This is a genomic window from Mycobacterium sp. 3519A, assembly GCF_900240945.1.
In the GTDB taxonomy this organism is placed as follows: Bacteria; Actinomycetota; Actinomycetes; order Mycobacteriales; family Mycobacteriaceae; genus Mycobacterium.
The window spans coordinates 1,099,878-1,112,434 of the sequence record NZ_OESG01000014.1 but is presented as its reverse complement, the minus strand read 5'-3'; the positions used below and the strand labels follow the sequence as shown (position 1 = coordinate 1,112,434).

Sequence of the window (12,557 nt, the reverse complement as noted above, 5' to 3'; positions counted from 1 at the left end):
CGGAATGACCGCAGGTCAGTGCTTCGAAATCGAGGTCAGCCCCGAAGTCACCGGCTGGGTCATCCGCATCCCCGAGATCGGCGGCGTGACTCGTGCCAGTCACCGGGTCGCCGTCGAGGTGGCCGCCCGTAAGTACATCGCCGCACACACCGGCATCCCGATCGGCTACATCACGGTGATCGTCCGCGATTGAGCCCCAGAACATGACAAGAGGGGCGCCCGGTGGGGGCGCCCCTCTTGCTTTTTTGGGGGGGTCTTGGTCAGCGGCCGTTGCCGAAGCTCGGTGTCACCGAACCGACCGTGGCCTTCTGCTGGATGTCATGCACCCACTCGTGGTGAGCGACGTCCGCCTGGGCGGCTCCTGCGAAGCCGAGGACCGCGGCGGTCAGTCCGCTGGCGATGACTGTGGCAAATCCGAACTTCTTCATTGTGGTGCCCTCTTCTGTGTGTGCCTTCTTTGTTTTCAACCGGTCTGACTGCTTAAACACACAGGTCAAGGCTTTAATTCCGATGGCAGTAATTGATCGGCGGTTGGCAGGAATCGAGCCGTTTCAAGCCAGCGGCCGGTTTTCCCGCACACCCCGATAAATGCCCCAGCGGACGATGAGCGGCATCAGCACCCGATCGAACGACCACGCCGGGAACGTGAACGCGCGGCCGTTCGGGGCGAACACTTCGAGCCCGTCGGGCTGGATGCCGACGACTGAACCCCACCGCCGCTTCGGCGGGCGGTAATCGCGCATCGGTCCGCCAACGAATGAGGCGCGGACGTTGTGCGCGAGCAGCCCATCGGCCCTGTTTCGGGCCGAACTGCGCAACGGGTCCGTCGCGGCGACGTCGCCCACCGCGAACACATCCGGGTGTCCCGGCACCTGGAGCTGTGGGGTGACCCGCACGAAGCCGCCGTCGTCCAGCAGTTCGGTGGGCAGCCAGCCGGTGTTGGGCCGGACCCGTCCGATCGCCCACAGCACCGCGTCGGCGGACGACTGCGACTGCCCGGTGCTCCACTGCACCGGATCGCTGGTGATCCGGTCGCAGGCGAAGCCGTCGGGGACCACCGCGCGATGCCGCGGGTGCAGCCGCACGCCGGCCTCGTCGAGCCTGCGCTGGACGCGTTCCCATGCGCGCGGGTGGTGCTCGACGAGGGCTCGATCGTTCGGGAAGTAAAGGTCGACCCGCTTACCGGGCCACGTCCTGGCGACGTTGACGGCGCTGCTGATGGCGGCGGCTCCGCCGCCGACCACGATCACCGACTCGGCCTTGGCGAGCCGGTCGTGCGCGGCACAAAGTTCCGCCGCGATCTCGTCGGCGGATTGGAAGTCTGGTCTGCGCCAGAACCCGTTGCTCACCCCGGTCGAAATGACCAACGCGTCGTACGCCTCGGCGGACGTCGACCCGTCGTCGTGGCGCACAAGGACTTTGCGCGCCGCCAGGTCGAGTCCGGACAGGGTGCCGTGCACGGTGCGGACCCGGTCGAGCCCGCGGAACTTGTCGAACGCAACCCAATTGGCGCGCGCCCACTCCTGGGGCCGCGACAGTCGCCAGCCGAGTTCCTGCCCGCTGACCAAGGCCGGTTTGGCCGAGATTCCGACCACATCGGCGTGTCGAGCCAACCGGATTGCGGTGAGAACGCCGCTGTCGCCAAGGCCGGCGATCACCACTCGACGCTTTTCCATCCCGACACGCTGACATAGAAAGAGGGGCACCCGCTACGGGATGCCCCTCTTGAAGATTTGTTGGTCAGCGGTCTAGGAGCGCGTCGGGGGTATCCCAACGCACCCCACCGAAGCGGCCGAAGTCGCTGTCGTAACTGACGATTCCGGCTCTGTGTTCCAGCGCCAGGGCGGCCAGGTGGGCATCGTTGACGAGATTGCCGCCGGTTCCTACTTGCGAGAGCAGGGTGCTGAGTAACTCCGGGTGGCGCGCGGTCGGGCCGACGACGACCGCCCCTGGGGCGCTGCACCAGTCGTCGACCTGTCGCATCGCGTCCTGCGTGCGCAGCGGGGCGGGAAACAGTCCGACCTTGGTGGTCAGCCGTACGAAAGCCAGCATCGGCACCCATGCCAAGCCGACGGTATCGGCGCCCGAGAGGGCGTGATCGAGCCAGCGCCTGCTGGTGTCATGGTGCTCGGCAGCCGAATTCACCGCATAAAGAAGCACGTTGGCGTCGACGATCTTCAAGCGCCACGGCGCTGCCGGCGCAGCAGCTCCTCGTCTTCCAGCTCGGCGGCGAGTTGCAGCGCGCGGTCGAGGTTCACCGACGGCACGCCGAGGTCCGCGGTACGGGTGACGAAGGCTGCAGGGGAAGCGCGGCCTTGGGCCCCGTCACGGATGGCGCCGTTGAGCGCCTCCTTAAACGAGACGCCCCGCTCACGCATGCGCCGACGGACGACGGCCAAGGTGTCGTCATCGAGCGTAACCGTGGTCCGCACGATGAAAGCATAGCATCATTTGAACTGATGCCTTGCTGTCACCAGGCATGGCGTGGCCATGTGATCCCTCAGCCCGTCGCGGCGGCACGTCGTTTCGCGTCCAGGCGGCGCATGGTCCGAAGCCATCGCCATCTGCGGCGTGCGCCCGTGAGCGCGACGGTGTGATCGTCGGCTGACACAGGTGCTGCCGGATAGCCGACGCCGCGGTCTGTGAACGCGACGCCATGGGATCGTCTCCCGTCGGCCGCTGCGATACGCGTTCGACAAGTGAGCGGCGAAATTAGATCGGACGGCAGTGGGCAGCCGGCAGTTCTGGCGTCGAACGATCGTTACACTCATTCTCCTGATCGATGCGAAACCCCTCTCATATTCCTCAGAGTACGAAAAGCCTTGTACGACTTGCGGCTAGACGTATCCGGTCTCGATATCACGACCGTCGTTTACGCACATGTCCGCAATCATCACCGTGTCGGCTGCGGTGACGATCTAGCTGACATCTTCGTTCGAGCCCGGCGGCGGGTGACTCGCGAAGTCGGGTGCTTATCATGCAAGGCAGCCTGTATGTGAATGACGCAACGCAGGCGGACCGTAGCGGCAGGAGAGGACCTTCTCATGTTGAGCCCCAACGGAAGTGAGGATTCACGATGACAATTGAGACTCTCGGCATGCTCGCTGAGCAGGCCGAGGCCGAGTTCATGTATCAATACCTCGCGATGGCGTCAGCGGAGACAAAGGCCCGACTAGGTATATCCACCACAAGAATCGGCGGCGGGGTTGCGGTGTCGATGCGTCATGACGTGACCAAATACTGGTCCAAAGCTCTGGGTTTTGGAATCACTGAGCCGGTATCGGCAGAATTGATCGACGAGATCGTTGACTTCTATCGTGGCGAACAGAGTTCCGGCGCCGTCATCCAGATCGCGCCCCACGCGATTCCCGCCGACTGGGATGAGATCTGTGCACGCCATGGGTTCACGTTGAGGTCGTCGTGGTTCAAGCTGGCCTGCGACGTGAATCAGTTCCGTCCGGGAACAAGTGAATTGAGGGTGACGCCGGTCTCTGACAGTGATGCTGCTCAATGGGCGTCGGTGACCCTGCAAGGATTCGAAATGCCCGAAGAGCAACTGTTGGACATGTTCGTGGCGAGCGCGCAACATCCAAACTTCCGCCCATATGCTGCATGGGACGACGACACGATGGTCGCCGCCGCGAACCTGTACATCCATGGTGCTGTCGGTTCATTCAACGCGGACGCGACGTTGCCTAGTCATCGCAACCGCGGCGCTCAGTCGGCCATGCTCGCTGTTCGTGCCAGCGAGGCGGCGTCCGCAGGCTGTCGATGGCTTGTTGCGGAAACAGGCCGCCCCGCCCCCGGCGCGACCAACCCGTCGCTCGACAACATGTTGCGCTCGGGTCTGCAACCGATGTACCTGCGCCACAACTGGGCATGGACGCCCTAAAGCGTTACACGTCAAAATCTTCGGGTTCATCGGCGACGGACATGGGCGAATAACGTCACTGCGGCTGAACAACTCAGGTAGAGGCCGACATGTCCGACGCCGTAGCGCATCGAGGCCCGGTCGGCATCGAGATGACGCGCCGAGCTGTGCCGCGGACAATTTCTGGGTCATCACACCCAACATTGTTCGACGATCCGGCTTAACGGAACGCAGATTCCGACATATGCGTGCTGGCCGGTGGTATGTGGCAAAGTGTGATGTGGCTGCGGCATAGGGAGACTGGGATTTCGCATGCGAACCGGTCTGCAGCGACCGGAGAAGTTCAAACGGTCTAGCTTACCGTTTTTGGGTGTTCTGTCCCATTACTTGTGTCGATCGAACGCACCATGAACTGACGTGTTCTGTTCCGCGTCCGACTCGGCCGTTTGGTATTCGGGGAGTATCGTTTACAGTCTCATGATCGGCGAACCGCCCTTTGCTACACGAGGTCTCACCGCCAGAGGACACGCGACTCGTCAGCGGATCTTGCAGTGTGCGGCCGACGTGATACTCGTCGATGGCCTTGAGGGCTTGAGTCTCGATCGGGTGCGAGTGGCCGCCGGGGTCAGTGGATCTCAGATCAACCATTACTTTGCGGACAAGCAGTCGCTGGTTCGCGCGGTTCTCGAACGTCAGATCGAGTTGATCATGGCGATACATCGCGACCCTGCCGTGGGCGAGCTGACCTCGTGGACGCAGTGGGAGAACTGGGTCGCGCTCAATATTCGCCATCTCGGCAAGTTCGGCTACAGCGGCCGACCGACCTATCACGGGCTGGCTGGTCAGTTGGCCAAGGCGGACGCGGACACGCGGGAGGCGGTGGCCAGCGGCTATCGTCGTTGGGTCGCCTTCTTTGAGGCACGATTCGAGCACATGAAGCGTGACGGTGTGCTCACGCCGACGGCTGATCCGCATCTACTGGCCAACGTCGTCGTCGGCGGACACCAGGGCGGCTGTCTGCTGAGCTTCACCTATCGCCACGCCTGGCCGCTACACAGCGCGCTGCGTTTCGTCGTCAACCACCTGCGGATGTTCGCGGCCGACGTGGCCGAGCGCTCGCCGCGCCCAATGCCACGCGGATACCGCTGGCCTGCACCGTCAGTGGATTCCGCTTGGGCGGAGGCCCGGTTGACAGACAAAGGGCTGGCTACGCGTCGGCGCATCGTTGCCGGTGCGGCCGAGCTGATGTTCGACCACGGGGTGCGCGGTACGAGTCTTCACGACGTGCGAAGTGCCGTGGGAGTCAGCGGTTCTCAACTGGCGCATTACTTCACCGGCAGGACGGAGCTGACCCGCAGGGTGCTGATGGCCTGCGCAGATGACTTCGATGCCTTTCTGTCTCAGCCCCAATTCGGCGGGCTGGCAAGCCTAGCCGCTTTACGGGCCTGGGCGGTCGCGTGCTTGGCCGATGTCGGGCCGGTGCACGTGCGTGGCGGGTGTCCGTTCGGTTCACTGGTCAGTGAGCTATTGGAAGCTGAGCCGACGCTCATCGGCGATATGGCAGAAGCATATGACCGCCTGCTGGGACGTTTCCGCGACGGTCTGCAGGCCATGAGCAGGACCGGCGAGCTTGCGGCGGCCGCCGATATCGAGCATTTAGCCGTAAGTCTCGTTGCCGCCCATCAAGGTGCCACGATGCTGACCTACATCACCGGTTCGCCGCGGCCATGTCAAGTCCTCATCGGTGCCGTCGTGGATTATGTCGCGTCCTTCTGTGGCAACGGTTCTGAGGGAGCGCCGATCGCCGACACCTGGCGCCCATCTCCCGACGCGCGATCACGCTGAGCGATTTCACATTCTTCGTGTGCGCCGGTGATTACCCCGTCACGGGCCGTGCTGGATCGCGACGTAATCACCATTGGAAAAATTCGCCCCTTCCTCCGCGGCTTACCGCCTGCTAATGTTCTGCCTGCGCCTCTACCATTAGTAGACATTGAGGGTTTGACCCACGAGGACACCCGAAAACGAAAAGGAGCGACATGCCGTGCAACGGTGGACAGAGCCAAGTCATGCGCCGCGGTTCTGCGCTGCGTGCGCGGCACGGTCGGCGAACGTTGCCGCGCGACTGGAGCCTTAGTCGTGGCATCGTCGGGGCAGCGACCGCGTTGCTGCTCCTCACTCTGGTTAGCGTGCAGCACAGCTGGACACCCAGGACCCCGCAGGACAACTACCAGCGCGAGTTGGTCGCGGCTGCGGATGCCGCATCGCATCCGCGCGGGCATGCCAAGACAGCGATAACCGAGGTCGACCGCGATCAGTCCGGCGGCCAACGCAGCCTCGTGCACGGCGCGTTCATCAGACCGCGGCTGCGCTCCGATCGCGTCGCGCAACAGCAAAAATCATCGCTGCGGATCGTCACACCCGCGGGATTCACCACGCGCACCGGCGGTCTCGCGTTGGACCGGTTGGGTGTCCCCGACGGGTCTCAACAGTGGGACCCCACGTTGCCGATGGTGCCGAGTGCCAACGTCGCACGGGATCCGCTTGCGATCGTGAACTCGATCCTGGGAGTTGCGACCACGTCGGCCAGCGTGACCGCCGATATGGGCAGATCCTTCCTGGCCAGTCTGGGGCTGGTGCCGGCCAGTATCACCGGTCGACAAGGCGGGCTCACCAACGGTGTGATACCGAGGGTGCACGGACAGCAAGCGTCCGAGTATGTGATTCGCCGCGCGATGTCACAGATCGGAGTGCCCTATTCGTGGGGCGGCGGCAGTGCCGCGGGGCCATCGCGAGGGATCGATTCCGGTTCGGGGACAGTAGGATTCGACTGCTCCGGAATCGTTCTCTTCGCCTTCGCCGGTGTGGGAATCAAGCTGCCCCACTATTCCGGTGACCAATACAACGCTGGCCGCAAAGTACCGGTCGCGCTCATGCGCCGCGGCGACGTCATCTTCTACGGCCCCAATGCCAGCCAGCACGAGGCCTTGTATCTGGGCCAGGGCATGATGCTCGAGGCTCCTTACACCGGTTCCGATGTCCACGTGTCGGCGGTGCGGACCGCCGGAATGACACCGTACGTCACTCGTTTCATCGAGTACTGAGATCTGTCTCTCAAGCTCGACTGCCTATGCCCGCGTCCACTGGGGTGATTCGATTTCCGGCAGGACTGCGCTGATCGCGTGACCGACGTCGGTGATAAGTCCGGGAGTGTGACCGTGCCCGGGAAGGTTGATGATGACCGAGTTGATGCCGGCGCCGAAGACTTTGGTTTGCAGTTGTTCGGCGATGCGCTGCGGGCTGCCGACGATGGCCACGTCTTCCAGGCCGGGGGGCGGGCTGGCGCCTTCCTCGACCTGGACCACGACCATCGTGCTGGTCTCCAGCGATGCCGGGTCGCGGCCGACCTCCTCACAGCGCATGGCCAGCACATCGAGCTTCGCGCGCAACTGGCTGATCGGAGCCGAGATGCTGAGGTGTTCGGCGAAGCGGGCGGCCAGCCGGAAGGTCTTCTTCTCGCCGCCGCCACCCAGCATGATGGGGACGTCGCCACGGAATCGTGGCGCCGTGAACGCCGAATCCGTCTGATACCACTTGCCTTTTAAGGTGGCATGTTCTCCGCGGAGCATCGGCGCGATGATGGTCAGTGCCTCTTCCAACCGTTCGAACCGGTCGCCGAAAGTCCCGAACTCGAAGCCGTATTGGTCGTGTTCGACGTCGAACCAGCCGGCGCCGATGCCGAGGATGGCCCGGCCGGCACTCACGACGTCCAAAGTGGTGATGATCTTTGCCAGCAGCGCTGGATTGCGATAAGTGACGCCAGTGACCAGGGTGCCCAGTCGAACCTTCTGGGTAGCGTTGGCCAGCGCGCCCAGTGCGGTGTAGGCCTCGAGCATCGGCTCGCTCAACGCGCCCAACATCGGAAGTTGGTAAAAGTGATCCATCAACAACACGGCGTCAAATCCGGCCGCTTCGGCCTCCTGCGCTTGGGCGATCACCGACGGGAACAGCTTTTCGACACCGGTGCCATAGGAGAAATTAGGAATCTGCAAACCCATTCTGATCGTCACCACGCGACCGTAGCCAGGCGTGAAAACGAATCCAAGCGAGCACTATTCATTGCGTGGATGGGCGACATCACGCGGCCGTGCACGGGCGCTCAGTGCGGAGTGGGGCAACCGTGTAGGGCCGCAATGCGGTGGTCGGCGCTGCCTACGCGACCGCGTGCATGATCGGTATTCGCCGGAACGTCGTTGGTGTTGACGGCCAAAGCGAAGCAATGCCAACCTCTTAGAGATGACAATCGGGGTATGTCGCAATCCCAGTGACGGGCTCGTGACCCGCCTACTGCCGAATACCGGACTACGTCGCGGTGCTTGTCGAGCGGCGCTCCCGCAGGCAACTCGACCAACTCTCGGCGGCGATCGCGACGTGCGCCGACCTCTCACCGCTGGGTCAGCAGCCGGCGCGCGCAGCAGGAGGGACGCATCGCTGGGCAGGACGTCGCCGCGCCGACGCTCGGCGCGCGGCGGTCGTCTGGCGGCAGTGCTATCGCGAGTGCGACGGCTCGACGCGATCACCCGACTCCGTCGGGCGCACTGAAAATGCGTCGTCGTGCAGTAAACCGTATTGTGCTAGGGCACTTCTGGTTACCGGATTTTTGACACCGTAGCCGAGCATTCACAAGGGCCGGCAGCATCAGCCAGGCCCACAACGAAGGGACACTCATGACCGGGATGCGACGTCGGGCAACAGTATTGGGGCTAGCGGCTGTGTTCACGATGGCGGGGGCCCCGATCGCGCAGGCAACACCGCCCTCGGGCGCCTCATCGGTGGTGTTGTCGAAACAGTCGGTCGGCGGAAAGGACTACATCGTCTCCGATATCACCCTCGCGCCAGGAGGCAGCACCGGTTGGCACACCCACCAGGGCGTGATTTACGGTGTGGTTAAGGCGGGAACGCTGACCCACTATTCAGCTGACTGCCAACAGGACGGTGTGTACCAGAGCGGCGATCCGATCACCGATCCAACCGGGTCTGACCATGTCCATATGGCGCGCAACCTTGGTCCGGTGCCCGTTGTCCTCGAGGTGACCTATGTCGATCCCGCGGGATCACCGACGTCCGATAGCGTGCCGAATCCCGGATGTGACTTCAGTTAGCCGCACCTGGCGTTTCACCATCTCCGTCACGGCGGGGCCGTACGGTGCGGGTGGTGCCGAACTCAGTTTTTTAGCTTCGACGCCGTTGGTCAGGGGCATCACCGTGTGACTGCTCCACGGTCGCACAACCGGCCTATCGACGGCCCCCGGGATTCGCCGTGACACAGGCCGCGGCGAAACGACATCGCTGCCTACACCAGCGGTTCGCCGCCGTCGATCTTCAGTGTCATGCCGGTCATGAAGGTGCTCGTCATCGCGAAGAGCACGGCGTGCGCGATGTCATCGACGGTGCCGATCCGCCCGCTGGGGTTGGTGTCCCCGACCTGCTCGAAGAATTCCTTTTTGCGGTCGACTCCCATTGCGTCCCAGGCGCCGGTGTCGATGACGCCGGGGGAGATGGCGTTCACCCGGATCGGGGCCAGTTCGACTGCAAGAGAGCGGGTGAGGTAATCCACGGCGCCATTGGTGATCGCGACACCGAGGAAGCCGGCGGTCGCCTTGAAAGCGCTGACGCCCGAGAAGAGTACGACGGATCCGCCCGGATTCATCTGCGGTGATAGGTGTTTGGCGAGCATCACCGGTCCGAGGACCTTTGTGTCGAGGGAAAGGCGCAAAGCGTTGCGTTCCAGATCGGCGAGTGCGCCTCGTGCGCGCGCCGAGGCGGTGGTCACCACATGGTCGAGACTGCCCAGGCGTTTCGCCAGCGCGGCGATCGACGCGTCGTCGGTGAGGTCAACTGCTTCTGCGGTGATGCCGGGATCGTCGTACGCTGCGGCCAAGGCGTCCGTGTTCCGACCGGCAACGACGACGTCGGCTCCTTGGGCGCGGGCCGACAGCGCGACTGCGTGGGCAATGCCACTACTTCTTCCGACGACGAGCACGCGCTGATGCCGCAGAGAGCCGGTCATGTTCGCTCGCTTCCATATTCCGCGCCGGACAGTGCGGCGCAGTCGCATCCGACAAAAGTTTGGGAGGTCGGACCCAATATACGCTGCAGGTTCGTCTCGTGCGGACCCGTGTTCGGCACGATTCGGGTTGAAAAATAGTCATACCCCTAGCGCATTGCGGTCCCGATGTGCACATAATGGGTGGAGCAACCCAGTTGCGTGTCGGGCTGACGGACCGTCAGGTTCCATCGCCCTACAGCGCCTGACCCAGCGAAGGAGCCGAGCATGACCGTGGTCCATCACCGCTTCGTCACTGTTGACGGTCAGCGGCTGTTCTACCGCGAAGCCGGGGCAACCGACGCGCCGACGGTTGTGCTGCTGCATGGCTTCCCTAGCAGCTCACACATGTTCCGTCATCTCATTCCGGCCTTGGCGGACCAGTACCATGTGATCGCACCTGACCTTCTGGGGTTCGGTCTTTCGGATGCGCCATCGGTCGATCACTTCACCTACACCTTCGACGCGTTGACAGAACTCACTGCGGGGCTTCTGCAAACGCTGGGCATCGTGCGCTACGCGATCTATGTGCAGGACTACGGCGCTCCGGTCGGCTGGCGACTGGCGTTGGGCAACCCGAGGGCGATCACGGCGATCATCAGCCAGAACGGCAACGCCTACGAAGCGGGATTTGTCGACGATTTCTGGAAGACGATCTGGGCTTTCCACGCGCAGCAGACCCCGGAAACCGAAGCGGCCGTGCGAGCATTTCTGACATTGGAGGCCACCCGGTGGCAATACGTCACGGGGGTTGCCGATGAGACCGTCGTCGACCCCGATGCCTGGATACACGACTATGCGCTGCTGTCACGGCCGGGCAATGACGCCATTCAATTGGCGCTGTTCGCCGATTACGCGACCAATCCGCCGCTGTATCCCAGAGTGCACGAGTACTTCCGTCAGTTCCGCGTTCCGCTTCTCGCGGTCTGGGGTCGTGGCGACGAGATCTTCGGGCCGGCCGGCGCGCACGCGTTTGCCACCGACCTGCCCGATGCCGAGATTCATGTGATCGACGGGGGGCATTTCCTGCTCGAGTCTGCGCTCGATGAGGTGGCCACACTCATCCTGAAGTTCCTGCCCAGCTCTCTGGAGAGGAGCTGAGGCACCCCAAAGACTCCTCGACGCTCTTGACGGCTGTTCTCCCCCTCGCTCATCGTCGTCACGTCGAGGCGTCCCGCGTTCGAGCGGGACTAGGTCTCGCATACCAAGGTATCGCTGCAGGTACCTTGGTATGCGAGATGACCACCGCGCATGGCGCCGATGGGCGGAAGTGACTGCCGAAGGGAACGCGACGCCCGACCGCATGATCGCCGACGACACATTTTCCTCAGCGGAGAACCAAGCCCGGCGACCGTCTCACATTCGCGGGAGCGATCATAGACATTGGCAATCAAACCGCCATACCGGTATCGACCCACGTTGATTGGCGTCAGACTCAGCGCACAGTGATCTGCCCGCGCGAGGGCACTACGCGCGATGCCGCGAGTACGAGATGCGGTGGCGGCTGTTGCAGTCCGCGACGACGATGCGCCGACGCGGCAATCCCGATCGCCGGGAGTCAGTCGAGGACCACGACCATCTTGCCGTTGGCTTCCCCGTTCTCCATCAGCTCGTGGGCTCGCTTGATCTCGTCGAAGGAGAAGACGTGCGCAGGACTGGCGTCAAGGGAGCCGTCACGGACCTGGGCGGCGATCTCGACAAGAGGTACATCTGACAACGGGAAACCCGGTGTGCCGAAGACGAAGCTTCCGAAAAATGTCAGATACACACCGCTGGCCATACGTGCCAGCGGGTTGAAGTCGGCGATCGGAGCCAAACCGCCCAGCCAGCCGGCCAGGCAGGCGCGCCCTCCTCGACGCAACAAGTCAAGGGAGTCCAAGATGGTGCTGTTGCCGACGAGGTCGAGAACCGCGTCCACCCCTTTGGCTTCGGGAAGGCGTTCAGCCAGTGCGGGTCCCTCCAGTTCGGCGCGCTTGACGCCCAACGCCTTGAGTGAGTCGAAATGGTCTGGGTTGCGCGAAGTTCCGATCACGCGGGCGCCGGCAGCGACTGCGAGCTTGACAGCCGCCTGGCCGAGCGACGACGTGGCGCCCCGAACCAGTAGCAATTGGCCCTGCTCGAGTTGCAAGCTGCGAAACAGACATGTCCATGCCGTCGCATAGGTCTCAGGCAGGGCCGCCAGTTGGGCCCAGGGCAAGTCATCGGCGATGTGCGCGACGTTGGCGGTGCGGACACGGGTGTACTGCGCGTAGCTCCCGTTGATGGTGCGGCCGAGCCCGCCCATCAGCGCGGCCACAGGTGCGCCGACCGGGAACGTGCCGTCGGGGCATGAGTCGACGGTTCCTACGCACTCGATGCCGCTGACCTCTGCTGCCTCTGCCCATTCGCCTCGCCGCATGTGCATCTCGGCGTGATTGATTCCGAACGCCTTCACGGCGATGACCACTTCACCCTCGCGGGGCGTCGGTTTGGGAATCTCGGTGTGCACCAGTGCGTCCAAGCCGCCAAATCCGTCGAGCACGATGGCTCGCATGGTTTCGTCGCTGTCGGGGTCGCGGACGATCGTCGGGCCTGCCGGGC

General features: G+C 63.6%; 12 protein-coding genes and 1 pseudogene. 6 read left to right on the top strand and 7 right to left on the bottom strand.

Going from position 1 to position 12,557, the window contains the following annotated elements; all coding sequences use genetic code 11:
* Positions 1 to 4 precede the first annotated feature (4 nt).
* A complete protein-coding gene (locus C1A30_RS26165) occupies positions 5 to 193 on the top strand; it encodes a long chain fatty acid-CoA synthetase Faa4p (RefSeq protein WP_101951209.1) in 189 nt (62 codons plus the stop codon).
* A gap of 67 nt (positions 194 to 260) precedes the next feature.
* Here the strand turns inward: C1A30_RS26165 and C1A30_RS35855 are convergent, their stop codons facing one another.
* From C1A30_RS35855 to C1A30_RS26150, 4 genes are all read right to left on the bottom strand, one after another.
* Positions 261 to 428, bottom strand: a complete 168-nt coding sequence (locus tag C1A30_RS35855; RefSeq protein ID WP_200828436.1) for a hypothetical protein — start codon at positions 426 to 428, stop codon at positions 261 to 263.
* Positions 429 to 551: 123 nt separating this feature from the next.
* Positions 552 to 1,676 (bottom strand): FAD-dependent oxidoreductase, encoded by a 1,125-nt coding sequence (locus C1A30_RS26160; RefSeq protein WP_101951208.1) that lies wholly within the window; start codon positions 1,674 to 1,676, stop codon positions 552 to 554.
* 64 nt (positions 1,677 to 1,740) lie between these two features.
* A complete protein-coding gene (locus C1A30_RS26155) occupies positions 1,741 to 2,181 on the bottom strand; it encodes a type II toxin-antitoxin system VapC family toxin (RefSeq protein WP_101951207.1) in 441 nt (146 codons plus the stop codon).
* Entirely contained in the window at positions 2,178 to 2,432 is a 255-nt protein-coding gene (locus C1A30_RS26150; protein WP_101951206.1) for an antitoxin, read from the bottom strand. The genes C1A30_RS26155 and C1A30_RS26150 overlap by 4 nt, the downstream gene beginning before the upstream one ends.
* A 644-nt stretch (positions 2,433 to 3,076) precedes the next feature.
* Here C1A30_RS26150 and C1A30_RS26145 point away from each other — a divergent pair.
* From C1A30_RS26145 to C1A30_RS36210, 3 genes and pseudogenes are all read left to right on the top strand, one after another.
* The gene (locus tag C1A30_RS26145) at positions 3,077 to 3,892 is read left to right on the top strand and encodes a GNAT family N-acetyltransferase (protein WP_142392673.1); all 816 of its coding nucleotides are present in this window, start codon (positions 3,077 to 3,079) and stop codon (positions 3,890 to 3,892) included.
* A 456-nt stretch (positions 3,893 to 4,348) separates the two neighbouring features.
* Complete coding sequence (locus C1A30_RS26140) at positions 4,349 to 5,716, top strand: TetR/AcrR family transcriptional regulator (protein ID WP_101951204.1); 1,368 nt, start codon at positions 4,349 to 4,351, stop codon at positions 5,714 to 5,716.
* Positions 5,717 to 6,363: 647 nt separating this feature from the next.
* Positions 6,364 to 6,975: pseudogene (locus C1A30_RS36210) on the top strand (NlpC/P60 family protein); the annotation flags it as partial.
* A 24-nt stretch (positions 6,976 to 6,999) separates the two neighbouring features.
* Here C1A30_RS36210 and C1A30_RS26130 read toward each other — a convergent pair.
* A complete protein-coding gene (locus C1A30_RS26130; protein WP_101952892.1) occupies positions 7,000 to 7,941 on the bottom strand; it encodes an LLM class F420-dependent oxidoreductase in 942 nt (313 codons plus the stop codon).
* Positions 7,942 to 8,652: 711 nt separating this feature from the next.
* Between C1A30_RS26130 and C1A30_RS26125 the strand changes: the two genes are divergently transcribed.
* Positions 8,653 to 9,033, top strand: a complete 381-nt coding sequence (locus tag C1A30_RS26125) for a cupin domain-containing protein (protein WP_101952891.1) — start codon at positions 8,653 to 8,655, stop codon at positions 9,031 to 9,033.
* 191 nt (positions 9,034 to 9,224) lie between these two features.
* Here C1A30_RS26125 and C1A30_RS26120 read toward each other — a convergent pair whose 3' ends face one another.
* Positions 9,225 to 9,941 carry an SDR family oxidoreductase gene (locus C1A30_RS26120; protein WP_101951202.1) on the bottom strand — a complete coding sequence of 239 codons (717 nt, stop codon included), beginning with the start codon at positions 9,939 to 9,941 and terminating at the stop codon, positions 9,225 to 9,227.
* Positions 9,942 to 10,205: 264 nt separating this feature from the next.
* Between C1A30_RS26120 and C1A30_RS26115 the strand changes: the two genes are divergently transcribed.
* Entirely contained in the window at positions 10,206 to 11,078 is an 873-nt protein-coding gene (locus C1A30_RS26115) for an alpha/beta fold hydrolase (protein WP_101951201.1), read from the top strand.
* Between the two features lie 457 nt (positions 11,079 to 11,535).
* On the opposite strand, the gene C1A30_RS26110 is transcribed toward C1A30_RS26115, so the two are convergent.
* Positions 11,536 to 12,510, bottom strand: coding sequence for a zinc-binding dehydrogenase (locus C1A30_RS26110; RefSeq protein WP_200828541.1), 975 nt, complete (start codon positions 12,508 to 12,510; stop codon positions 11,536 to 11,538).
* Between the last annotated feature and the right edge of the window lie 47 nt (positions 12,511 to 12,557).

Bases quoted from the DNA above. Each gene is read 5' to 3' on its own strand.
- C1A30_RS26165 (WP_101951209.1), top strand. From the start codon at position 5: ATGACCGCAGGTCAGTGCTTCGAAATCGAGGTCAGCCCCGAAGTCACC.
- C1A30_RS35855 (WP_200828436.1), bottom strand. From the start codon at position 428: ATGAAGAAGTTCGGATTTGCCACAGTCATCGCCAGCGGACTGACCGCC.
- C1A30_RS26160 (WP_101951208.1), bottom strand. From the start codon at position 1,676: ATGGAAAAGCGTCGAGTGGTGATCGCCGGCCTTGGCGACAGCGGCGTT.
- C1A30_RS26145 (WP_142392673.1), top strand. From the start codon at position 3,077: ATGACAATTGAGACTCTCGGCATGCTCGCTGAGCAGGCCGAGGCCGAG.
- C1A30_RS26140 (WP_101951204.1), top strand. From the start codon at position 4,349: ATGATCGGCGAACCGCCCTTTGCTACACGAGGTCTCACCGCCAGAGGA.
- C1A30_RS26125 (WP_101952891.1), top strand. From the start codon at position 8,653: ATGGCGGGGGCCCCGATCGCGCAGGCAACACCGCCCTCGGGCGCCTCA.
- C1A30_RS26120 (WP_101951202.1), bottom strand. From the start codon at position 9,941: ATGACCGGCTCTCTGCGGCATCAGCGCGTGCTCGTCGTCGGAAGAAGT.
- C1A30_RS26115 (WP_101951201.1), top strand. From the start codon at position 10,206: ATGACCGTGGTCCATCACCGCTTCGTCACTGTTGACGGTCAGCGGCTG.
- C1A30_RS26110 (WP_200828541.1), bottom strand. From the start codon at position 12,510: ATGCGAGCCATCGTGCTCGACGGATTTGGCGGCTTGGACGCACTGGTG.